General features: G+C 67.9%; 17 protein-coding genes. 10 read left to right on the forward strand and 7 right to left on the reverse strand.

The window, feature by feature from the left end:
- Nucleotides 1–71 precede the first annotated feature (71 nt).
- Nucleotides 72–3,833 carry an endo-alpha-N-acetylgalactosaminidase family protein gene (locus tag AC0662_RS16825; RefSeq protein WP_478301527.1) on the reverse strand — a complete coding sequence of 1,254 codons (3,762 nt, stop codon included), beginning with the start codon at nucleotides 3,831–3,833 and terminating at the stop codon, nucleotides 72–74.
- Between the two features lie 212 nt (nucleotides 3,834–4,045).
- On the opposite strand from AC0662_RS16825, the gene AC0662_RS16830 reads away from it, so the two are divergent.
- Genes AC0662_RS16830 through AC0662_RS16840 form a run of 3 tightly spaced genes read left to right on the forward strand, consistent with a single transcriptional unit; the run spans nucleotide 4,046 to nucleotide 8,241 of the window.
- Entirely contained in the window at nucleotides 4,046–4,219 is a 174-nt protein-coding gene (locus AC0662_RS16830; RefSeq protein WP_452194994.1) for a hypothetical protein, read from the forward strand.
- A 21-nt stretch (nucleotides 4,220–4,240) separates the two neighbouring features.
- A complete protein-coding gene (locus AC0662_RS16835) occupies nucleotides 4,241–6,961 on the forward strand; it encodes a lantibiotic dehydratase (protein ID WP_478301529.1) in 2,721 nt (906 codons plus the stop codon).
- Entirely contained in the window at nucleotides 6,958–8,241 is a 1,284-nt protein-coding gene (locus tag AC0662_RS16840) for a lanthionine synthetase C family protein (RefSeq protein WP_452194997.1), read from the forward strand. Before AC0662_RS16835 ends, AC0662_RS16840 begins: the two co-directional genes overlap by 4 nt.
- Here AC0662_RS16840 and fahA read toward each other — a convergent pair.
- Both fahA and AC0662_RS16850 read right to left on the reverse strand, forming a co-directional pair.
- Nucleotides 8,234–9,439, reverse strand: coding sequence for a fumarylacetoacetase (gene fahA, locus AC0662_RS16845; protein WP_452194999.1), 1,206 nt, complete (start codon nucleotides 9,437–9,439; stop codon nucleotides 8,234–8,236). The genes AC0662_RS16840 and fahA overlap by 8 nt on opposite strands.
- Nucleotides 9,440–10,291 carry a hypothetical protein gene (locus AC0662_RS16850; RefSeq protein ID WP_452195001.1) on the reverse strand — a complete coding sequence of 284 codons (852 nt, stop codon included), beginning with the start codon at nucleotides 10,289–10,291 and terminating at the stop codon, nucleotides 9,440–9,442. It lies immediately after the preceding gene.
- 97 nt (nucleotides 10,292–10,388) lie between these two features.
- On the opposite strand from AC0662_RS16850, the gene AC0662_RS16855 reads away from it, so the two are divergent.
- Both AC0662_RS16855 and AC0662_RS16860 read left to right on the forward strand, forming a co-directional pair.
- Nucleotides 10,389–11,582: a homogentisate 1,2-dioxygenase domain-containing protein gene (locus tag AC0662_RS16855; RefSeq protein ID WP_478301532.1), complete on the forward strand. Its 1,194-nt coding sequence runs from the start codon at nucleotides 10,389–10,391 to the stop codon at nucleotides 11,580–11,582.
- Between the two features lie 43 nt (nucleotides 11,583–11,625).
- On the forward strand, nucleotides 11,626–12,405 hold the full coding sequence (locus AC0662_RS16860) for a hypothetical protein (protein WP_478301534.1): 780 nt from the start codon (nucleotides 11,626–11,628) through the stop codon (nucleotides 12,403–12,405).
- 9 nt (nucleotides 12,406–12,414) lie between these two features.
- On the opposite strand, the gene AC0662_RS16865 is transcribed toward AC0662_RS16860, so the two are convergent.
- On the reverse strand, nucleotides 12,415–13,203 hold the full coding sequence (locus AC0662_RS16865; protein ID WP_478301536.1) for a polysaccharide deacetylase family protein: 789 nt from the start codon (nucleotides 13,201–13,203) through the stop codon (nucleotides 12,415–12,417).
- Between the two features lie 140 nt (nucleotides 13,204–13,343).
- Here AC0662_RS16865 and AC0662_RS16870 point away from each other — a divergent pair, with 140 nt between their 5' ends.
- Nucleotides 13,344–15,167 carry a bifunctional metallophosphatase/5'-nucleotidase gene (locus tag AC0662_RS16870; RefSeq protein WP_478301538.1) on the forward strand — a complete coding sequence of 608 codons (1,824 nt, stop codon included), beginning with the start codon at nucleotides 13,344–13,346 and terminating at the stop codon, nucleotides 15,165–15,167.
- A gap of 104 nt (nucleotides 15,168–15,271) precedes the next feature.
- Here the strand turns inward: AC0662_RS16870 and AC0662_RS16875 are convergent, their stop codons facing one another.
- The gene (locus tag AC0662_RS16875) at nucleotides 15,272–16,069 is read right to left on the reverse strand and encodes an RraA family protein (protein ID WP_452195010.1); all 798 of its coding nucleotides are present in this window, start codon (nucleotides 16,067–16,069) and stop codon (nucleotides 15,272–15,274) included.
- Nucleotides 16,070–16,216: 147 nt separating this feature from the next.
- Between AC0662_RS16875 and AC0662_RS16880 the strand changes: the two genes are divergently transcribed.
- The 4 genes from AC0662_RS16880 to AC0662_RS16895 are packed head-to-tail and all read left to right on the forward strand — an operon-like array spanning nucleotide 16,217 to nucleotide 21,209.
- Nucleotides 16,217–18,100 (forward strand): right-handed parallel beta-helix repeat-containing protein, encoded by a 1,884-nt coding sequence (locus AC0662_RS16880; RefSeq protein ID WP_478301541.1) that lies wholly within the window; start codon nucleotides 16,217–16,219, stop codon nucleotides 18,098–18,100.
- Nucleotides 18,101–18,153: 53 nt separating this feature from the next.
- Complete coding sequence (locus AC0662_RS16885; RefSeq protein ID WP_478301543.1) at nucleotides 18,154–19,407, forward strand: ABC transporter substrate-binding protein; 1,254 nt, start codon at nucleotides 18,154–18,156, stop codon at nucleotides 19,405–19,407.
- The gene (locus AC0662_RS16890) at nucleotides 19,386–20,303 is read left to right on the forward strand and encodes a carbohydrate ABC transporter permease (protein ID WP_452195014.1); all 918 of its coding nucleotides are present in this window, start codon (nucleotides 19,386–19,388) and stop codon (nucleotides 20,301–20,303) included. The genes AC0662_RS16885 and AC0662_RS16890 overlap by 22 nt, the downstream gene beginning before the upstream one ends.
- 9 nt (nucleotides 20,304–20,312) lie before the next feature.
- Nucleotides 20,313–21,209: a carbohydrate ABC transporter permease gene (locus AC0662_RS16895; protein WP_478301545.1), complete on the forward strand. Its 897-nt coding sequence runs from the start codon at nucleotides 20,313–20,315 to the stop codon at nucleotides 21,207–21,209.
- A gap of 33 nt (nucleotides 21,210–21,242) precedes the next feature.
- Here AC0662_RS16895 and AC0662_RS16900 read toward each other — a convergent pair whose 3' ends face one another.
- Together AC0662_RS16900 and AC0662_RS16905 are read right to left on the reverse strand one after the other, a co-directional pair.
- Complete coding sequence (locus AC0662_RS16900) at nucleotides 21,243–21,962, reverse strand: GntR family transcriptional regulator (protein ID WP_452195018.1); 720 nt, start codon at nucleotides 21,960–21,962, stop codon at nucleotides 21,243–21,245.
- 58 nt (nucleotides 21,963–22,020) lie between these two features.
- Entirely contained in the window at nucleotides 22,021–22,872 is an 852-nt protein-coding gene (locus AC0662_RS16905) for an amidohydrolase family protein (protein ID WP_478301547.1), read from the reverse strand.
- Nucleotides 22,873–22,893: the final 21 nt, after the last annotated feature.

Here is a 22,893-nt window from a genome sequence, read left to right on the forward strand (position 1 = left end):
GGGACAAGTACTGGGGGCCTTGAACAGGCAATAACCTGTTCAAGGCCCCCAGTTGGTGTTTCAGGTCCCTGCTAGTGGGTTCCGTAGACGTTGAACTCGGCGGCCGACCCGAAGACCGCCCCGTTGAGCGAACTCGTCCCGACGAACTTCACGTAGCGCCCGGGCTTCGCGGTGAAGTCGACCCGCTGTACGGCGGTGGAGTTCGGGAACTGTCCGGTCGCGACCGGCGTACCCCAGTCCTGACCGTCCGCGCTGACGTAGATCTCGTACCCCTTGAACATCCCGTTCGTACCACTCTGCCGCGGCAGGTAGCTGAACCCGTTCACCTGGTACGACGACCCGAGGTCAAGCGTCATGTAGTGCGGGAAACCGGCCGGCGTACTGACCTCGGACCAGGCGGAATGCCAGATAGTACTGGGGTTTCCGTCGAGCGCCGAGGTCGCGGCTCCGCCGGTGCCGACATCCTCACTGTCCACGGCCGTCACCTTGATGCGCGACTGCGGCACGATGCCCGGCGGTAGCACCGTGGCCTCGCCCGTGATCGTCGCCTGACCACCCGTTGCCGTCAGCACGTACTTTCCTTCCGGCGTTCCGGCCGGGGGAGTCACGTCCCAGGTGGTCTTCGCGGTCGCACCGGCGGCAACCGTGGCGTGCGTCGCCGGAGTCGTTGCCGTCACGGTCCAACCATCCGGGGCGGCGAGACCGAGCGTGATGTTGTTCGCGGCAACCACGTCGTTGTTGGTGAACATGGTCGTCACGGTGTTCGCCTCACCCGAGACGAGACCGGTCAGGCCGGTGACCGCGACCGACGTGCAGTCGGCCGGCTCCGACGTCGTACCGAGATCGGTGACGGCGAAGTTGTCCATGACGAAGTCGGACTGGTCGCCGCCGTCGGTGAGTTTGCGCAGTCCGACCCAGTAGTCGCCACCGCAGCCGGCCACGAACTCCTGGTTGTACGTCGCCTTGCTCCGCTGCTCGCCGATCGGAGTGGCCTTCACCTCGACCGAATCAGGCCGGTCGACTCCCTGGACCCAGGCGTACTGCCCGGCGCGACCACTCTCGTAGTCGAAGCTGACCTTGTACTTGTGGCCCGGCTGGAAGTTCACCGTCCACGGCGCGGTCCGGTAGACCAGACCCTCGTTCTCCTCATGCGACTTCAACGACCAGTCGCCGTCCAGCACGTCGTCGACCAGCTTCCCGTTCCACCCGGCCTGGGTGTACGGCGCGTGTTTGCGAGCGAGCACGGTTCTCGGGTCGGTCACTCCACCGGCATCGCCCTTCACGAACGGTCCCCAGCCCTGGTCGACGTTCTCGAAGTCGTCGACGAGTCCCGCCGCGGGCCGCTTCGTCTCCACCACACGAACGTCGTCCAACCGAACTCGCGCCGTACCTGCGGCTGCTCCGATGGTCAGGTCGGCGCCGGTTCCCTTGGCCTGGAAGACGACGCGGGCGCGCTGGTAGTAAGCGTCGTGTTTGTCGTCGGCGGCAACCATGTTCTGCGCGGTCGATCTGGTCACCACGTTCTTCACGCCGTCGACCGTGATCGTCGTCGGACGCGACTTGCCGGGCTCGACCTCCACCCATGCCGACGCGCTGTAGATCCGACCGCTGGTCAGCCCGGTGATGCGCTGGCTCAGGGACGACGCCTTCGTGCCGAGCTCAGCCACGTGCTGGCCGTTCTCGAGCGTCGCGCTGGTCGCGCCACCGTTCGCGTTCCAGGCCTCGAGGTTGCCGGCGTTGAAGCCGGGGTCCTTGAGGTGCGAGCTCTCGCCCCAGTTCGCGGGCTGCTGCTGCGGAGCGACGACCGGGTAGAGCACGTACGGCTGGCCCTTGACCGCGTCGACGGTGATCGTGCCGCCCTTGACCGGGACGCTGGTCACCTTGACGCGGCCGGTGTCGGTGAGCTTGTAGACCGAGAAGGTGCGCGCGCCGGCGAAGGCCGCAGGGACCTGCCAGGTGGTGCTGCCGCCGGCCGGGTTGTAGTGGTACAGCTTCTTGTTGTTGTCCCACGGGAGCAGGTACTTGTCGCCGTCGAGCACCTTCGCGTTCCCGACGTACACGGTGCGCCTGCCGTTCTCGACGGCGCCGCGGACACCGCCGGTGAACGAGATGTCATTGGTGTTCCAGTCCACGATCTTCTGCTGCTGCAGGAACTTCGCGGGCAGGTTGCGCTGCCAGATGTTGGCGTAGAACGCGTTCCAGTCGGTCTCGCCGGTCCAGCCCTCGAACTCGACGATCGCGGACTGGCCGAGGATCGGGTCGTTGTTCCAGACATCCTTCTCGTGGTTGCGGACGAACCGGATGATCTTGGAGTTCAGGCCCTTGTTGGTCGCGCCACCGTAGTCGAGGTCGTTGGCCCAGTGCGACCACAGCGAGGTGCGCTCGTGCCGGTCCGCCCACTCGGTGGCGATCTGCCAGCCCTGCGCGCCGAGCTGCCGGGTGAGTCCGTCGGCGAGCCAGCCGGACTGGTAGTACACGTCGATGTACAGCTCCTGCAGGTTCTTGTCGGTCTCGTCGCGGAGCTGCTGGAACCGCTTCACGATGTTGCCGGAGGCAAGATCAGGGCGCTGCTTGATGTAGTAGCTCTGGTTCAGCCAGTTCCAGCCCTTGGCGTTCTTGTCGACCAGGTCCTCGCTGAACGCGTTCGCCTCGGGGTAGGACTCGGTCGCGTTCACGTGCACACCGAACGCGGCGTTCCAGGACTTGCCCTGCTTCAGCAACGTGTTCAGGTCGGTGAGACCGCCGGCGCGGGTGTTGTAGTTGCCGCCGTAATCCGGGTGGGCGGAGTCGTGGCCCTCGGAGCCGTACCCCTTGAGGATCGCCATCTGGCCGAGACCGTCGGTGGACAGCGAGATCCGCTTCACGTCGTCGAGCGTGCGCAGGAACGGGTGCGTGGCCTGACTGGCGAAGTTGAACGGGATGTGGGTGACCACCCGGTCCTTGACCTGATCGCCACCGTTCGGCTCGGTCATGATCGAACGGAACGCGACCGCGCCGTCCTCCCAGTCGACGGTGTTGTCGTTGTTCGCGTCCGGCGTGACGACGACCTTCGCCCAGGGGAGCGGCTCGGTGTACGGCGAGGTGTCGGCGCGGTACGTCCACTGCCCGCTCCACACGCCGACCCGCGTGCTGCCGTCCGCCGCCTTGCGCGCGCGGTGCCAGAACCGCGCGCCGTCGTCGACCGACGGACCGGACGGCTTGTCGTACGTCGAGTTCGACTCGATCCCCGCGGCCAGCCCACTGGTGTTGACGAACGCGTACGCCGCTCCGGTCGCGGTCGTCTCGGCCGGAGTACTCGCGGTGACCGGCGTGATCTTGTCCGCCGTCCGCGTCGAGTCCGGATCGAGGGTCGTGAAGGCCGTCGTCGCGCCGGCGTCCGTGCTCGCCACCGACACCAGGTCGTGGTTCGGGATGTCGATCGTGTGCACCCGACTCGCGTCGGTGTCGCGCACCGCGTCGATCGCGAACGTCGTCACCCGGCCCGCGACGTTCAGGCTCGCGTCCAGCTCGACGCCGGGCAGCGCGTCGAAGGCGAGCGTGTACGACGCCTTGCCGGCGGCGATCGTGGCGGGTTCGGTGAGGTGCGCGACCCGCGCCACACCGTCGATCGTCACGGTCGAGATCGCGTCCGGCTGGCCACCGAGAGCCCGGCCGGAAGCGTTGTCGACGTACCTGATCACGCGGGGGAAGTCCGCCCCGACAGTGACCGTCAAATCCGCGGACCGCAGCGTCGGGTCGCCGGCGGAGCTCTGAGCGTGCGCACCTGAGGGCACGATCAACACACCGGCAGCCAGCGCTACAGCGAGTACTCCAGACCCCACTGAACGTTTCATGGCGAGAAAGTTCGCACGTAAGCGCGAAGCCGTCAAGAGAAACGAACACTAATGAACAAATCAGCGCAAGATGCCCAAAGATTCAGCTCTGCTCCGAGGTGGAAAAAGACGTGCAAAGTCAACGGTTGAAACCGTTGAAAACCTTCCACTTCACATGATTGATTGCCCTAGGTAGTCGATCGACTACCCATATCGAAGGAAGGGTCATCACCATGAGCCTCACCGCATTCGAGCTGGACCTCGATGTCATCCCCGCGTCCGACCCGGCCCTGGGCCGGCCGGCGCGTCCCGAGGACGCCCGGGACGTCGACGAGCGGAGCGGCCTGACGCCGACCACGGTGAACACGTACGCGGTCGGCATCGCCGCCTGCGTCCCGTGCTGCTGACGCCGGTCTGATCGGCGCACCGTGACACCACCGGACGAGTTCCGGCCGGGCGCCTTCGCGGTGCTGCGGCTGGCAGCCTCACCCGCTGCCGCCGCAGCACCCACCCGAGCCGCCCTCGACGATCTCAACGCCTACCTGTGTGAGGTGCTGAAGGACTCGGAGCTCCTGGAGGCCATCGACCTCTCGAGCCCGTCCCTCGCCGCATCACTCCGCCGCGTCCTGTCCGGTGAGGAACTGGACCGGGCCAAGCTCGAACGCGCGGCCCTCGCCACGTCCCGCTACCTCCTCCGGATGACCGGCCGCCCGACGCCGTTCGGTTTGCTGGCCGGCGTCGCGCCGGTGGCCTTTGACAACTCCACCAAGATCCGTATCGGCACCGCCCACACGCGGCACGTCCTGCCGGACGCAGGCTGGCTGCACGCTGAGCGCCAACGGCAACAACCCGCGCGCGTCGTCGCCAACAACCTGGCGGGGGTCCGCGGCGATCGCCTTGTCCTCCCGTACCTTCGCAAGCTGACCGAGCAAACCCCCGGCCGCGAGCTGACCCTCGCAAACTCCGAAGCCGTCCAGTTCATCCGGGAAGCGGCCCACCACCCGATCGAGTACGCCGTCCTGCGGGCGCGACTGGTCGACGCGACACCCGACGCCACTGCCGATGACGCAGACCGCTTGCTCGGCCAACTGCTGTCCCGCGAGATTCTGCTCGGCGAGTATGCCGACGTCTCATCAGCTGATGAGGTGCAGGTCGATCTTCGGATGGATGCCGATGTCCTGTTGCCGCAGGCGGTTGCGGAGGAGGCGGCTCGCGCGGCCTCGCTCTTGTGGCGCTTGTCGCCGCCCGGTGACGGGCTACCCGCGCTCGCGAGTTACCACCGCGCCTTCCTCGACCGGTATGGGACCGATCGGGTGGTGCCTGTTCTCGAGTTGATGGATCCGCATGTCGGGCTTGGTCCGCCGGCGGGGTACCAGATCCCGATTGGCGAACGCGGCCGCGAGGAGTTGCCGAGCAACACCTATCCGGCGGCTCGCGACCAGGCCCTCGCCGCCGCGCTGGGAGCCGATGCGCTGACCGGAGCCGATGAGCTGGTCCTGGACGACGAGTTGATCAGCCGGCTGGTGGCCGACTCGGATGATCAGCCGCCGGACTCGCTCGACCTCTGTGCGCAGCTGTTGGCCGACTCTCCCGAGGCTCTGGACCGCGGCGAGTTCTTGCTGGCCGCAACCAGTGGATCGATTGCCGCGGGAGCGATGATCGGGCGGTTCGCGTCGATGCTCGATCTCGAGGACCGATTGGGCGAGTTGCTCGACGTACCTGGGCCGTTGCCGGTGCAGCTGGAGTTCGCGCCGTACGAGCCGCGGTTCGGGAATGTGCTGCGGGAGCCGCGGGTGGTGCCGCACTCGTTGGCGGTCGGGACGTTCGCGGATCCGGATGATCCGGGGACCGTGGATGTCCGTGACGTGTGCGTCGGCAGTACCGGCGAGCGGCTGTACGTGTTCTCGGCGAAGCTCGGGCGTCAGCTCGCCGTCATCCGGCCGAACATGCTGAACGTCGTCACCGGCGCTCCCAACGTGGCGCGTTTCCTAGCCGCGATCGGTCTGGCCGGCCGTCGGTTCTGGACGCCCTGGCAGTGGGGCCGCCTCGAAGTACTACCTCGGCTGCCTCGGGTCAGGTATGGCCGCAGTATCCTCGCGCCCGCCTTGTGGCGAACGGATCCAGACCTGTCGACGGCGGCTGATTGGGACCAGGCTCTCGACAGCTGGCGCGAGCGTCTCGCGGTACCGGATGTGGTGCGGGTCGGTATGTTCGACCATCACCTCGACCTGGATCTGCGCGCCCCGCTGCACCGCCGCCTGCTCCGCGACCAGTTGCGCAAGGAGCCGTCGTCGGTGGTGAGCGAACCGCTGACCGGGTACGGCGTCACCGCGGGTCACGCCAACGAACTCGTCGTACCGCTGCTGTCCGTCGCCGAACGGCCGGAGGTCGCCGCCAACCCGTCGTGGAGTACGGCGACCCAGCGCCCGCCGCGGCACCTGCCTGGCGGCGAGTGGCTGTCCGCGAAGATCTACCTCGCTGCGGACCTGCAGGACGCACTGCTCGCCGGACCCGTCCGCCAACTCGTCGAACGCATGGGAGCCGAGCGCTGGTTCTTCCTGCGCTACCGCGACCCCGACGCGCATCTCCGGATCCGCTTCCACCACGGCGATCCCGCGATCCTCAACGCCTGGGCGACGGACCTGATCGACGCCGGCCGGATCCGCACCGTCGTACTGGACGAGTACGAGCCGGAGGTCGCGCGCTACAGCGGCCCCGAGGTGATGGCCGCGGCCGAAGACGTGTTCTGCGCCGACAGCCAGGCTGTCCTGGAGCAGTTGAGAATGCGCATGACCATCCCGAGGGAGTCACTCACGGCCCTCAATCAGCTGGACATCCTCGACAGCTTCGGCGATCTCGAACAATGGTTCGTCGACACCTACTCGATCGATCTCTCCAACGCCGTTCCGGCCGCCGACCGCAAGGCCTTCAATCAACTCTTGGAAAGCTTTGAGCCACTCGATTGCTGGCGGCAACGACGTGCGGCGATCGCGCGCTACGCCGGTGTCGGGATGCCCGCCGTGATGAGCGTTCTGCACCTGCACAGCAATCGGCTGCTCGGGACCGACCGGGCACTCGAGCGGCGCGCGTACGGCGTACTCCGGACAGCGTTGAAACAGCGGATCGACCGACGGAGGCACGGCCGATGAGGGAGCAAGCGGCGAAGCTGATCGACGAACTCGCGGACCGCCTGCGAGACCCCGAATCGGTGATCGAAGCAACGATCGCGAACGGTGCGGTGATCGATATCGCCGACCTTCGCTGCCCGCCCTGGGACCCATCCACGCTCTCCCGCGGACCGGCCGCACTGGCGATTCTCTTCACCGAGCTCGGCGAGCGCGACGTCGCGCACGAGTACCTGACCAGAACCGTCGCGTCCTCGGCGTCCGCACCGGTCGCCGGCGCTCTCGAAGGCCTGGGCGCGCTGGCGACGGCCACTCGGATCGCTGCCCGCGAACCTGGCGACTACGCAGGCATCCTGACGCGACTCGACGACCGAATGAGCGAGCATGCGCGCTGGCTGGTCAGGGTCCACGACGCGACGCGGCGGGCCGGCGTGCCGACCTGCGCCGGTGTCGTCGACGTGGTGAGCGGGCTGAGCGGTGTCGGGCGGTACCTGCTCTCGCGCGAGCGGTACGACGTACTCGCGGAGGTACTGACGTGTCTGGCGTCGCTGCGTGAGCCGCTGCTCGTGGACGGGATCGAGGTGCCGGGGTGGTGGTTCGACGGGACCGAGAAGACGATGGTCGGGCCGGGATTCGAGCGCGGACAGGCGAACTTCGGCCTGGCGCATGGGATCCCCGGCCCGCTGGCGTTACTGTCGCTCGCGTGGACGGCCGGGACCCGCATCGACGGTCAGCGCGAGGCGATCGCCCGTATGGCCGAGTGGTTGCTCGAACACCGTGAGACAGATGCCTACGGCAAGTACTGGACCGGTTTCGTGCCGCTGGATCTGTATGCGAACAGGGCGGATCGGCCGCCGCCGCAGCCGGCGCGTGCCTCGTGGTGTTACGGCGCACCCGGCATCGCGCGAGCGCTGCACTTCGCTGCGGAGGCGTTGGACCGCCCGGAGTGGACAGAGGCAGGACTCGATGCGTTTCGCTCGTTATTGGCGCGGCCGGTCGACGACTGGGGCATCAGTGACGACGCGTTCTGTCACGGCTGGGCGGGAATGCTCTATCTTTGCGTGCTGTTCGATCGGCAGCATCCCGGTCAGGAGTTCGGGGCGGCGGCCGATCAGCTGGCCGAGCGCTTGATCGAGCGCTTCGATCCGGCGCTCCCGTTCGGGTATCGCTACTACCAGCCCGCCGCTGATCTGCACCTCCACCTCCCGGGCCTGATGGAAGGGGCCGCCGGGATCGCGCTCGCCTTGAGCGCGTACACCCGGCCGCCCACCACCGGCTGGGACTCGGCCCTGCTGCTCAGCTGACGGCCGGCCCGATCTTGCCGGTCACCTCACCGAGCCCGAGGCGAGACCCGTCGGCGGCCGTCGCCCACGCCGCGATCGTGACCTCGTCGCCGTCCTCGAGGAAGGTGTGCTCCTTGCCGTCGACAATCAGTGGCTCGCGGCCGCCCCAGCTGAGCTCGATGAACGAACCACGCTGGTTCTTCCCGGCGCCGCTGACCGTTCCGGACGCGTACAGGTCCCCGGTGCGGACACTGGCGCCGTTGACAGTCATGTGTGCGAGCATCTGCGCGGGAGACCAATAGAGGTCCTTGTACGGCGGTGTGCTGACCAGGTGACCGTTGAGGAAGACCTCGAACGTGATGTCGTAGTTCACGAGGCGGTCGCCGGACAGGTACGGGAGGACAGGCGGGTCCTGCGCCGGCAGCGGTACGGCGGAGGCCGACAGCGCGTCGAGGGATACGACCCACGGGGAGATCGACGTCGCGAACGACTTGCCGAGGAACGGGCCGAGCGGGACGTACTCCCAGGCCTGCAGGTCGCGTGCGGACCAGTCGTTGACGATCACGACGCCGTACACGTGGTCCTCGAAGTCGTCGACGGACACCGGCTTGCCGAGCGGGGACGGCGTACCGACGACGTACCCGAGCTCGACCTCGATGTCGAGGCGCTGGGACGGGCCGAACGTCGGGGCGGGCGCGTCCGGGGCCTTGCGCTGGCCGGACGGGCGGACGATGTCGGTGCCGCTGGCAACGATGGTGCCGGCCCGGCCATGGTAGCCGACCGGGAGGTGTTTCCAGTTCGGCAGCAGCGGTTCGGAGTCCGGGCGGAACAGCCGGCCGAGGTTCGACGCGTGCTCTTCGGAGGCGTAGAAGTCGACGTAGTCGGCGACCTCGAACGGGAGCTGCATGGTGACCGCGGACTGCGGGATCAGGTGCGGCTCGACGGCGTCCCGGTCGTTCTCGTTCCGGACCAGGTCGAGCAGCCAGTTCCGGGTCGCGCGCCAGGCCGGACGGCCGAGCGCGAGGAACGCGTTCAGCGTCGGTTCGGCGAACAGTTGCGCGCCGTCCAGCATCTGCGCCGACGCGACCGGCGCGAGGTCGATGACCTGGTCACCGATCGCGGCACCGACCCGCGGCTCCTCGTCACCGTGCTTGAAGACGCCGAGCGGCAGGTTGTCCGGCCCGAACGGCGAGCCTGCCGGGATGTCGATCCAGGTCATTCAGTCCTCCAGCAACCGCAGGTTCGTCAGGTCGGCACGCGGCTCGTCGATACTGCACGACCCGAACGACGTGAACCAGCGGCGCGTGCTCGCCGCCTGGTCGTCGGACAGCGCCCGGGCGCGCTCGGCGAGCGTCTCGCCGTCGCGCTCGCCAAGCAGCGCCGCCAGTTCGTCCTGGTTCGCACCGTCGAGTGAGGCTCGGGTGGCCAGCAGGACGTTGAGGAAGCCGTGGTGCTCGAACCCGGTGTCCGCGGCCGTGTGCCGGACCGCGTTGTGCAGGCCGGCCGTGCACTTGAACGCGACCTCCCGATCGAGGCACGCGGTGATGAACGCGGCGACCTGGTGCTCGGTCGGGAACAGCGCCGCGTCGAGCCCGCCGGTGCGGAGCTTCGCGGCGTACCCGGCGTCCGCGACCACGTCGAGGGCACGCTCCCAGCCGCCGTCCAGCCCGACCTCGACGTACGCCGACTCCTCGTCCATGCAGTCGTCGCACGCGCGGACCACGCGCAGCGCGTTCCGGGACAGATCGTCCTCGTCCCGCAGCCGGACCTCGACCGCCGTCACCTCGACGTCCTTCGACCGGTCGCCCCAGCGGACCGTGGGCTCAATCCCGCCGGCGCCGCCGGAGATCACCACGGACACCCGGAGCGGGGCCGCTCCGGAGCGGGCGGCCTCGGCGGCGACCTTCATCAGGTCGTCGTCGGTGCAGACGAACGGGCCGACCAACTCGGCGTACGGCGACTGCAGGTGGGCGTGGTGCGCGGCGACCGCGTCGGGGAGCGGCAGGTTGCCCGGCGGGAACATCGACGCGTCGTCGACCAGGTGCCGGTACAGGACGGGGACGGTTGACATGACCCTGAGCCTAACGGATGCTTTCGTTAAGCGGACGCGTGCGTCCGAATATCGTACGCCGTGAAGAATTGATTCGGCAGGGAGCAGGGGTACAGCGATGGCGTTCTACCGGCAGATCGGGGAAGTTCCGCCGAAGCGGCACACGCAGTTCCGGAAACCGGACGGCGGGCTGTACTACGAGGAGCTGATGGGGGAGGAGGGCTTCTCGTCGGACTCGTCGCTGCTGTACCACGCCGGCGTACCGTCCGCGATCGTCGACTCCCAGGTGTGGGACCTGCCGGATCTCGCCACCGTCGCCAACCACCCGCTCACCCCGCGGCACCTGAAACTGCACGACCTGTTCACCGACACCTCCAAGACGAACGCCGTCGAGGACCGTCGCCTGGTGCTCGGCAACGGTGACGTCCGGATCTCGTACGCCGTCGCGGAGCAACCGTCGCCGTACTACCGCAATGGCATCGGCGACGAGTGCGTGTACGTCGAGAAGGGCTCGGCGACCGTCGAGACCGTGTTCGGCGTACTGAACGCGGTCCAGGGCGACTACGTGATCATCCCGCGCGCGACCACGCACCGGTGGATCCCGGGGCCTGACGGCGTGCACGCGTACTGCATCGAGGGCAACTCGCACATCGCGCCGCCGAAGCGCTACCTGTCCCGGTACGGGCAGTTCCTCGAGCACTCGCCGTACTGCGAGCGCGATCTGCACGCGGCGGGCGAGCCGCTCGTCGAGGAAGGGACCGACGTCGAGGTACTGGTGAAGCACCGGGGGAACGGGGCCGGCGGGATCGTCGGGACGCGGATGACGTACGCGACGCATCCGTTCGACGTGGTCGGGTGGGACGGGTGCCTGTACCCGTACACGTTCAACGTGAGCGACTTCGAGCCGATCACCGGGCGGGTGCACCAGCCGCCGCCCGTGCACCAGGTGTTCGAGGGCTACAACTTCGTGGTCTGCAACTTCGTGCCGCGGAAGGTCGACTACCACCCGCTGTCCGTGCCGGTGCCGTACTACCACTCGAACGTCGACTCCGACGAGGTGATGTTCTACTGCGGCGGCGACTACGAGGCGCGGAAGGGCTCCGGGATCGGGCTCGGGTCGATCTCGCTGCACCCCGGCGGGTACGCGCACGGACCGCAGCCGTCGGCGATCGAGGCGTCGCTCGGCGCGGAACGGTTCGAGGAGCTGGCCGTGATGGTCGACACGTTCCGCCCGCTCGAACTGGGTGAGGCCGGCCAGGCCGTCGACGACGGCGTCTACGCCTGGACCTGGGCGGGGCGCCGCAAGAACTGAGCGTGCGGGCGTGTCCCCGGCCCGGGTGTGGGATTCTTTCCCCGTGAGTGCGGACGGGGACACATCGCAACAGGTTGTCGAGCAGGATATTGAGCAGGATGTCGACAACGATGCCGAGCAGGATTCACCGCAGCTGACGTCAGAGGAGCCGCCCGAGGCGGCCGGACCGCCGGAGGTGCAGGTGGAGGTGCCGCCCGGACAGGCGCGTGACCTGGGCCTGCCGTTCGTGGTCGGGATCGACCGGAACGCGGTGGTGCATCGCCGCGCGGTCGTGCGCACCGTGGAGCGCCGCGGTGCCTGGGCGACGCTGGTGATCGCGGTGATCGGGATCGCCGCCGCCCTCTACGCGCTGGTCGCGTTCCGGGGCGCGGGGATGTGGCCGTTCGCGGTGCTGCTGATCCTGGCCATGGTCCCGCTCGCGCTGAGCACCGTGATGGTGTTCCGCATCCAGGCCGAGCGGCAGGAGTGGTACGCCGCCAACGAGCTCCCGCCCGTGGCGATGCGGATCTCCGCGAAAGGGCTCGAGCTCGCGTGCGACGGAGCGGCGTACCCGGTTGTCCTGCCGTGGGCGTCGGTGCGCGGCTTCCGGCAGCAGAAACTCCTCGGCCAGTACGTGCTCGACCTGTCGCTGGCCCGCGGCGTGAGCGCGACCACCGCCGGCGTCCGCGGCCTCGATCAGCCGTCCGTCCGCACGGTCGTCAAGCCGAACCCGCTGCTGCGCCCGATCGGCCTGTTCCTCGTCACCGCGCTCGACCAGCCGGTGCACATCATCGACGAAGCCATGCGGCACTTCTCCCAAGGTGCCGCCGGCATCGAACGCTGAGCCTGCCGGTCAGCAGGGGAGGGCTCGGAAGGTGTAGCCGAGTTTGGTGAGTTTGGTCAGGGCCTGATCGAGAGCGGCGACGGTCTGGGACCGGTTGCCGCCGCCGTCATGCATCAGGATGATCGCGCCGGGCCGCGCGCCGGCCATGATCGCGTGTTCGATGTGCGCGGTGCCGGGCTTCTCCCAGTCCTCGGTGTCGACGTCCCAGAGCACCTGCCGCTGGTGGTACGCCGCCGCGATCGCCTGGATCTTGGCGTTCGTCGCACCGGTCGGCGGGCGCAGGCACTTCGACTTCACGCCGGTGCTGATCTCCTGCCGGATCTTCGCCTCCGGCAGCAGCGTCAGCGTCTTGTGGTCGAACGTGTGGTTCCCGACGTGGTGACCGGCGGCCCGCTCGGCCGCGACCAGTTCGGGGTACTGCGCGACCTGGATCCCGAGCACGAAGAACGTGGCCTGCGCGTGGTGTTTGCGCAGTACCTGCAGGACCTTCGGCGTCCACTCGTGCTGCGGGCCGTCGTCGAAGGTCAGGTACAGGACCTTGCCGTGCGCGGCCAGGTTCCAGTCGTCAGCGGGTGGCTTCGGAGCCGGCGGTTTGGCGGCCGGGGGTTTGTGGGGCGTGGTCGGCTCGCCCCGCTTGGAGGTGACCGGAACGCTCAGCAGCCCGTGGCTGGGCGTCTGGGCGACCGGCGCGGCGGCGGACGTGACCGACGGCGCGGAGGGCGTGGCGATTTGGGCGAGGACGGCACCGCAGAGCAGGGCGGCGACCAACGGCAGAACTTTGCCGGGCGGCTTGGTCATGAGGGGCATCTTCTCTTGCGACCCGGGCCATCTGTCCACCGGGTGGGGGTGTGTCGCCCGTATCGTGGGCTCGCGTGCCGGAGATCCCGGCGAACGGACCAGTGAGGCGGCCGATGACGGACAGCGGTGAGCGTACGACGATGACCAGACGAACCCTGATCGGTGGCGCGACCGCCCTGGCCGCGGCCGGGTTCCAGGCCGTTCCGGCGTACGCCGGAAGCGGACCAGGCGGATCCGGAAAGACCGTCCGGCTGACCGTGATGGGGACCACGGACCTGCACGGCAACGTCTTCAACTGGGACTACTTCAAGAACACCGAGTACGACGACTCCGCGCACAACGACATCGGTCTGGCCAAGGTCTCCACCCTGGTGACCGCGGTCCGCGACCGGATCGCGCAGGACCGGCAGGCGCCGCACCCGTTGCTGCTGGACGCCGGCGACACCATCCAGGGCACCCCGCTGGCGTACTACTTCGCCAAGATCGAGCCCATCACCGGTGGCCACACGCACCCGATGGCGGCCGCGATGAACCGGATCGGGTACGACGCCGCCGCGCTCGGCAACCACGAGTTCAACTACGGCCTCGACATCCTCCGCAAGTTCCAGCGGCAGCTGCAGTTCCCGCTGCTCGGTGCGAACGCGCAGGACTCCACCACGGGTCTGCCCGCGTTCCCGCCGTACGTGCTGAAGCGGGTCCAGGTACCGGGCGAGAAGCCGATCACGGTCGGCATCCTCGGCCTGACCAACCCGGGCATCGCGATCTGGGACAAGGCGAACGTCGAGAACAAGCTCACGTTCGGCGGCATCGTCGAGCAGGCCCAGGTGTGGGTGCCGCGGGTCCGCAAGGCCGGCGCCGACCTCGTGATCGTCTCCGTGCACTCGGGGATGGACCTGTCCTCGTCGTACGGCGACGCGCTGCCGTTCCCGGAGAACGCGGCGGTCCTGATGGCCGAGACGGTCCCCGGCATCGACGCCGTACTCGTCGGGCACGCGCACCAGGAGATCCCCGAGCGGCTGGCGACGAACAAGACCAGCGGCGAGCAGGTGGTGCTGAGCGAGCCGCTGAAGTGGGGCATGCGGCTGTCGCTGTTCGATCTGGACCTGCAGAAGGTCCGCGGGCAGTGGAAGGTGGTCGGCCGGCACAGCCAGGTGCTGAACGCGAACACCGTCGCCGCCGACCCTCGTGTGGTGGCCCTGCTGCAGAAGGACCACGACAAGGTCGTCGAGTACGTGAACTCGAAGATCGGCACCTGCACCGAGGCGATGTCCGCGGCCACCGCGCCATGGGAGGACACCGCCGCGCTGGACTTCGTGAACTTCATCCAGGCCGACGCGGTCTCGAAGGCACTCGCCGGTACGCCGCAGGCAACGCTACCGGTGCTCGCAATCGCGGCGCCGTTCAACCGGGACGCGTCGATCCCGGCCGGCGACGTGTCGGTCCGCGACGTGGCGGGGCTGTACGTCTTCGACAACACGCTGCTCGCGGTGACGATGACGGGTGCTCAGGTGAAGGAGTACCTCGAGTTCTCCGCGCAGTACTTCAAGCAGGTCACCGGCACGGGCCCGTTCCCGTCGGACCAGGTCACCAACGCGCCGACCCCGACCGCGCCGCCCGGTACGCCGGACTACAACTACGACATCCTCGGCGGGTTGACGAAGCCGCTCACCTACAAGATCGACATCGCGAAGGCCGTCGGCTCCCGCATCACGGACCTCGCCTACGACGGCGCACCGGTGGCCGCCGACCAGCAGTTCGTGGTCGCGGTCAACAACTACCGCCAGTCCGGCGGCGGCAACTTCCCGCACGTCAAGACCGCACCGGTCGTCTACAACCGCCAGGTCGAGATCCGCCAACTGATGATCGACTACGTCACCACCACCGGCACCGTAGACCCCAAAACCTTCCACACCACCGACTGGTCCCTGGTCTCCAACGGATCCACCATCACCATCACCAGCTGACGGCAGCTCGACAGGAGGTGTCCGGCGGGTGCAGGCCGTTTTACGCTCAGCGGCCTGACCCGCCGGGCGCTACCGGCCGACACGTCCTGTCGAGCTGCAGAAACCTACTGACCCTGAGCGGCTAGGTACTCCTCCAGGCCGGGGCCGTTGAGGGGGTAGTAGTCGGAGAGCCGGCCGCCTTCGTCGAGGCGGCGGCGGGCGAATTCTTCGCGGCCTTGGAGTTCGAGGGAGTCGGCCGACAGGGAGACGGCGACTTTCTGCGGTACGGCGACCGCGCCGTCCTCGTCGGCCACGATGATGTCGCCTGGGGTCACCAGTGTCCCGCCGACGCCGACCGGCACGTTGAACGCGGCCGGGAACAGCTCGGTCTGCGACGCGTAGTGCGGTGTCACGCCGGTGCACCACACCGGCACCCCGAGCGCGCGGATCCGGGCCGCGTCGCGGACCCGCCCGTCGACCACGATGCCCGCGCCGCCCCGGAGCTTGAAGTACCGGACCAGCATGTCGCCGAGGCACCCGGTGAACTGGCTCGCGTACGCCGACACCACCAGCACGTCACCCGGCTGAATCGACTCCAGCACGCCCCACAGCGCCGTCTTGCGCTCGGCGTACTCCTGGTCGGCGCTGGTGAAGATGTCCTCGCGCTGCGGCAGGAACTGCAGCGTGACCGCACCGCCGAACACCTTCACGTCGGGTGTCCGGTGCAGCGGCACCGGGCCGTTGATGAAGGTCCGGGTGATGCCCTGCTGGTGCAGCTTGGCGCAGGCAGTCGCCGCGCTCACGTCGGTCAACGCGCCGAGCATCTCGGCGGTCGGCCGGGAGAACGTCGCCGTCTGCACGGGGGACAGCTGTGCGTCGTAGGTCTCCGGATGCGCCGCCGCGCGATCACCGTTCAGGTCCATGTGCTGCCTTTCGCTGCGCCGATGACTTTATCGCCTATCGATGATAGATGTAACTGCCGGGACAGGTTCGCTGTCAACTGGATCTTGACTCCGGACCGCTTCTCCATAAGATCATCTATCGATAGGCGATCATAGGAGGTGAGGCAGATGGCAGCACGGCACTGGTGTGTGGCAGTCGCGGTAGGCCTGCTCGCGTCCGCGGTCGGCGCTCCGGCGCAGGCGGCCGGGCCGACCACCTACTACGTCGCGCCCTCGGGCGACGACTCGGCAGCCGGTACGTCGGCGGCGCCTTTCCAGCACATCCAGCGGTGCGCGACGGTGATGGTTGCCGGCGACACCTGCGAGATCAGGTCCGGCACGTACCGCGAGACCGTCGTACCAGCGGCTTCCGGTACGTCGTCTGCGCCGATCACGTACCAGGCCGCGGCCGGCGCGACGGTCCGGGTCGACGGCACCGAGCCGGTCACCGGGTTCGCCAAGGTGACCGCGGCGGACCTCGCGACCCTCGAGGCGTCCGACTCCTACCTGGCCGGCTCGGACTTCGCGACCGCCGTCGGCCAGGGCCAGATCTACCGGGCGAGCGTGACGCTCGGCGCCGACGCGCAGATCTTCGTCGACGACCAGATGTACATCCAGGCGCAGTGGCCGTACCCCGGTCTCGACCTGATGAACCCGACCATCGAGCGCACCCAGACCGGCACCACCAACAGCACGATCGTGGACGCGAACCAGACCAGGCCGGCCGGTTACTGGAACGGCGCGACCGTCCTGATGAGCTACTGGTACGCCTCCCAGACCGGCACGGTCGCGAGCTCGTCACCCGGCTCCATCACCCTCGCCGCGGCCGCCGGTTGCGCGGGCATCAACGCCGGTGACACCCGCTACGCACTCTCGGGCAAACTCGGCGAACTCGCGCACCCCGGCGAATGGTTCTACAACGCCGGCACCCTCTACCTGTACGGCGATCCCGCGGGCCACGCCGTACGGGCGAAGTCCCGCGATCTCGCCTTCGACCTGACGTCGGCCAGCTACACGACGGTCCGGAACCTCGACCTCTTCGGCGCCACGCTCAAGACCTCGGGAACCGGCAACGTGTTCGACGGTCTCGACGCCCGCTACCTGACGCACTACACCCAGCTCACCGCGCCCGGCACCAGCTGCAACGTCTCGGTCGGCGCGAGCACCGGCCTCCAGCTCCGCGGCTCGAACAACGTCCTGCAGAACAGCACGATCGCCTACAGCGCGGGATCCGGCGTACTGCTCGCCGGGACCGGTAATCGGGTCGACAACAACAAGATCAGCACCGTCGACTACATGGGCACGTACGCGTCCGGCATCGCCGTCACTGGCAGCGGGGCGACCGTGACCCGCAACACCGTTACAGACGTCGGTCGAGCGGACGTGTCAGTTGTCTGGGGCAACGGATTCAGTCCGTCGACGATCTCGTACAACGACCTGTCCGGTTACGACCACCTGAGCACCGACGGCGCCGCGATCTACCTGTGCTGCGGTTCCGACATGGCCGGTACGACGGTGCACCACAACTGGCTGCACGACGCGGCCAACCTGCCCGGGATCAACGCGTTCGCGGAGGCCGGAGCGTACGCCGACAACGGGCAGAGCAACCTGGTTTTCCACAACAACGTCGGCTGGGGCAACCTGCACGGCACGGTCATGCTGCACGGCCTGAACGGCGCCAGCCCGAACAACCTCGTCTACAACAACGACGGCGGGGTCTACCTGCTCGGCATCACAAGTGCTTCCGGCACCCAGATCGTCAACAACCTCGGCGATGTGTCCAACCCACCAGCAGCCGGCTCCGGGATCACCCTCTCGAACAACCTGCCAGCCAGTACCGATCCGCAGTACGTCGCGCCGGCGAGCAACGACTACCGCCTGCAGGCGACGTCACCCGCGCGGAACGCGGCGACGCCGATCGCCGGCGTCACGGACGGATCAACCGACCCGGTGCCGAGCCTCGGCGCCTACCAGTACGGGGGAACGTTCTGGATTCCGGGGGCCACGTGGTGACCAGCTCACGACTGTGGCCCTTGACAACGACTAAGCACTGGAGTGTGAACGACATGAGACAACTGTGGCGTCGTGCCTCAATCGCCGCGGTTGCGGCGACGGCATTGATCGGACTGGCGGCCTGTGGCGGCGGCGAGTCCGGGTCGTCGGGCCAGTCCGGGCCGACCACGCTGCGGGTGATCGTCAACATCACCCCGAACCTCACCGAGGCGTACTGGACCGAGCTGTTCGGCAAGTACGAGCAGGCGCATCCGGACGTCAAGGTGAAGCTGGAGCTGACCGGCACGATCTCGGCGAGCGCCAAGCTGACGCAGGACCTGGCCGCCGGCGACCCGCCGGACATCGCGCAGCAGATCACGCCGACCAAGGACAACGTCAGCCTGCTGGCCGACCTGACCGACGAGGCGTGGGTCAAGGACACTCCGCTGAGCGAGCAGTACGCGATCGACGGCAAGCGGTACGTCGTCGGTGTCGGGGAGCAGATCCAGTCGCTCGTCTTCTACAACAAGGCCGCCTTCACCAAGGCCGGTCTCGACCCGGCGACCATCAAGACGATGGATGACTTCGGTGCCGCGATGGCGAAGCTGAAGGCGGCCGGCTTCACCCCGCTGCAGACCTCCGGCCAGTGGGTCCCGGGGGCGCAGTTCTCGATGATGGCCGACGCCGGCGTGCTGACCGCCGACCCGGACTGGACCGTGAAGCGCAACGACAAGCAGACCACCTTCAAGGACAGCGGGTACCTGCCGTACCTGAAGGCGTACAAGTCCTGGATCGAAGCGGGGTACGTCGACAAGAGCGCGCTCGGTCTGACCTACGCCGACGGGCAGACCGCGTTCCTGAACGGGAAGTCCGCGATGTACATCATGGGCTCGTACTTCGTCCCGGCCGTCGACCAGGCGAAGAAGAGCGACCAGATTGGTGTCTTCACGATGCCGACCGACGGCGCCTACCCGTCCGGCCAGTTCGGCAACATCGCGAGTCCGTACGTCGTCGTCAACAACTCCAAGCACAAGACGCAGGCGACCGAGTTCGTGAAGTGGCTGGTCACCGACAAGGCCGCGGTCGAGAGCCAGCTGGCCTCCGACGGCAACCTGCGCAAGGGCTTCACCTACAAGACGTCCAGCCTCGGCACCGGCGTCCAGAAGATCCTCGACAGCACGCCGTCGGTGCTGGTGAAGTCCGGCACGCACCAGCCGATCGAGGGGTTCTCGGGTGAGCTGAACACGCGGGTCCAGTCCCTGTTCACCGGTGCCTCGCCGGAGCAGGTCGCCGACGGTTTGGACAAGTGGTGGAACTCGCAGAGCTGACCCGTCGGCGGCACGTGCGTACCGCGAGGCTCCGGGAGACGGCGATCTCCGTGGGCCTCGCGGGCCCGGCCGTGCTGCTGTACACCGTGATGACCATCGTGCCGGTCGGCGTCGCCGTCTACCTGAGCCTGACGAACTGGAACGGCTTCTCCGACGCCGTGTTCATCGGGCTCGGCAACTACCGGCACCTGTTCGACGACCCGAACTCGACCCGGGCGTGGTACGTCACCGCGATCGTGGCCGTGGCCGGCTCGGTCCTGATGCTCGGCGGCGGCTTGTCGTACGCGCTGATCCTGAAGGAGAAGTCGCTCGTCAACTCGTTCTTCCGGGCGCTCGCCTACTACCCGCATGTGATCAGCGCGCTGATCCTGGGCTACCTGTGGGCGGCGATCCTGGGCACGAACGGCGCGATCAACAACACCCTGCAGAAGTTCGGCGTCGGCCCGGTCGGGTTCTTGTTCGAGGAGAAGCTGGCGCTGGTGACGCTGATCGCCGTGATCGCGTGGGCCGGCTTCGGGTTCAACGTCGTCCTGTTCGTGGCCGCGTTGCAGACGGTTCCGGCCGAGCTGCTCGAGGCGGCGCAGATCGACGGGGCGAGCGCCCGGCAGATCAACACCCAGGTGATCATCCCGATGATCGCCCCGGTGGTGACGGTCGCGACCGTACTGAACCTGATCGGGCTGATCCGCACCTACGACCTGGTCGTCAGTTTGACCGGTGGTGGACCGGCCGGCGCGACACAGACGTACGGGTACCTGATCCTGGCCAAGTCGTTCGAAGGAACGAAGGTCGGCTACGCCACCGCGCAGGCGGTGTTCCTGATGGTCGTGTCGGCCGCGCTGGCGCTGGTGGTGACCGCGTTGCGGAACCGGCAGGACCGAGCGGCGACAGGTTAGGAGGCGGAGATGGCACTCGATCTCGAGACGAAACCCTCGATCCAAGCGGTCCCACAGCCGGAGCCTCCACAGACGGTACGCCGCAAGCTCGTCGTCCGCCCGGTCATGCTCGGACTGTTGTTCGTGCTGATGACGATCCCGGTCTACCTGTTGCTGGTGAACAGCTTCAAGGACCAGGAGGACATCCTCAACGGACCGTTCTCGATCCCGTTCGGGAAGCTCACACTGGAGCATCTGCAGGCGGCGATCAGGAGTCCGCAGTTCAACGTGATCCGCGGGTACGGGTTCACGCTGTTCCTGGTGGTGGCCGTGGACGTGCTGTGCATCCTGTTCGCCGGACCCGCGGCGTACGTGATCGCGCGGAGCATGAAACGCCGTACCCAGATGTTGATGCTGTACTTCCTGGCCGGGACCTTCATCCCGGGCGCGGCGCTGATCATCCCGGTGATCTATGTACTGCGCTCGCTCGGGCTGGCGAACACGGTCGCGGGACTGATCGCGCACGACGTGGCGTCGACGCTGCCGGTGAGCATCTTCTTGTTCGTCGGGTTCATCCGGACCATCCCGGTGGACATCGACCAGGCGGCGCAGATCGACGGCGCCGGCCGGTACCGGACGTTCTGGACGATCATCTTCCCGCTGATGCGGCCGGGCGTGGTGACGGTGCTGATTCTGAACTCGATCGGCATCTGGAACGACTTCGTCAGTCCACAGATCCTGCTCAGTCCGGGCTCCGGGCGGTACACGGTGACGACGGCGATCTATGCCGGGATCAGTCAGTACTCGACGGACATGACGAAGGTGTTCCCGAACCTGCTGCTGGCGATCGCGCCGGTGATCATCTTCTTCATCTACATGCAGCGGCACATCATCAGCGGACTGACCGTCGGCGCAGTGAAGGGTTGAGAGAGGAGGTGCTCCGCGGAGCACCTCCTCCTTTCACTTCTTGGTGGTGCGTTTCGCCTTCTTCTTGGCCATCCGGGCGTCCGGCACCGGGCCGCGGCCGCCCGCGTGGTTGGCGAACGCGTCCGCGGCGGCGTCGGCGTCCGGCTCGCGGAGCAGCTGGACGAGGCGGCCGTGCTCGTCGGCCATCGCGTCCCAGTCGCCCTCGAACAGCGGGTCGCTAATCGCCCGCAGGGCCCGCAGGTTCGGCTCCAGGACCTCCCACATCCGGGTCAGGAACGGGTTGCCGGCCAGCTGGATCACCTGCGTGTGGAAGGCGATGTCGACGTCGCGGAACATGCTCAGGTCGCCGGACTTGGCGGCCTTGTGCAGCTGCTCGACGAGGTCGTCGAGTTCGCGGAGGTCCTGCTCGCTCATCCGGGTGGCGGCGAGTTGCGCGGCCAGCCGCTCGAGCGGCTCGCGGACCTGGCGCGCGTACTCGACGTCCTCCTGCGAGATCTCCACGACGAAGTTGCCGCGCCGTGGGATGTGCACCAGCAGACCCTCGCGGGCCAGCTGCTTGACCGCCTCGCGCACCGGAGCCTGGCTGACCCCGAGCTGGCGGGCGATCTCGGACTCGACGACGCGTTCGTTCGGCCCCAGGTCGCCGTCGACGATGGCCTGCCGGAGCAGCTCGTACGCGCGCTCCGAGATCAGTGTGGCGCGGAACTGGTCCTTGTTGCTCGCCAGCGTGGAGGCGAAGTCACCCTTAGCCATGAAAGCCCCGATTCGTGCGATGTCCCGAAAACCCTTGTCATCATACTTCTCTGATCGCCTAGCAGGTATCGATAACGTTCGTCCCCTCCAAGAGGTTCCCGGCCAGACGATAGGCGCGAACGGCGGTCCCGTGCAGGACCAAGGCCCGTTCGTCGGCCGTCAATCTCGCCAGCCCACTGCACGCGAGCTCCAGTGAGTCCGCCCGCGACCCTCGCGGCAGGCAGATCGGCCAATCCGATCCGACCAAGCACCGCTCCGGTCCGACTGCGTCCACCGCTCGCTCAACCAGCTTCGCAACCCGTTCAAGCGGTACGCCGTTCTGCTGCGTGAGCAACCCCGAGATCTTCAGCAACACGCCCGGCTCTCGCGCCGCCAACCGCAGTCCACGCTCCCACTCGGTGAGATCACCAGTGCGGAGATTCGGGGGATTGCCGAGATGATTCACGACGACGGTGAGTCCCGGATGCGCCTGCGCCAGCGCGGCGGCGGCGCCGAGCGCGTCGGTCAGCAGGTTCAGGTCGAGCGTGACGCCTAGCTCCGCGAGGACCGGCAACAGCCTGGTCTCGTGCGGTTCCGGCAGGCCGGGTCCGCCGAGGCGCATGCCGTTCGGGCCTGCCTCGGTCAGCAGTCGGGCGAACGCCGACGGCACGATTCCTTCGTAGACCTTGAGATTCCCGACGTAACCGGCGACCAGGTCGGGGCGTGTGAGCCGCAGTTCGCGCAGGGCGAGGGTCTCGCCGCGGTCGCCGCGGGACGCCTCCACCAGGATCGATCCGGCCAGGTCCAGGCCGTCGCCGCTGCGGTCCAGGTCGCTCACCGTGAAGGTCTTGTCGTGCGCGGATCCGGGCCGGATCCAGCCAAAGCCGTGGCCGGCTTGCCACAGGTGCGCGTGACAGTCGATCAGGCGCATCGTCGTACCCCTCTCGCGGTC

This window comes from Kribbella sp. NPDC043289, from assembly GCF_056436705.1.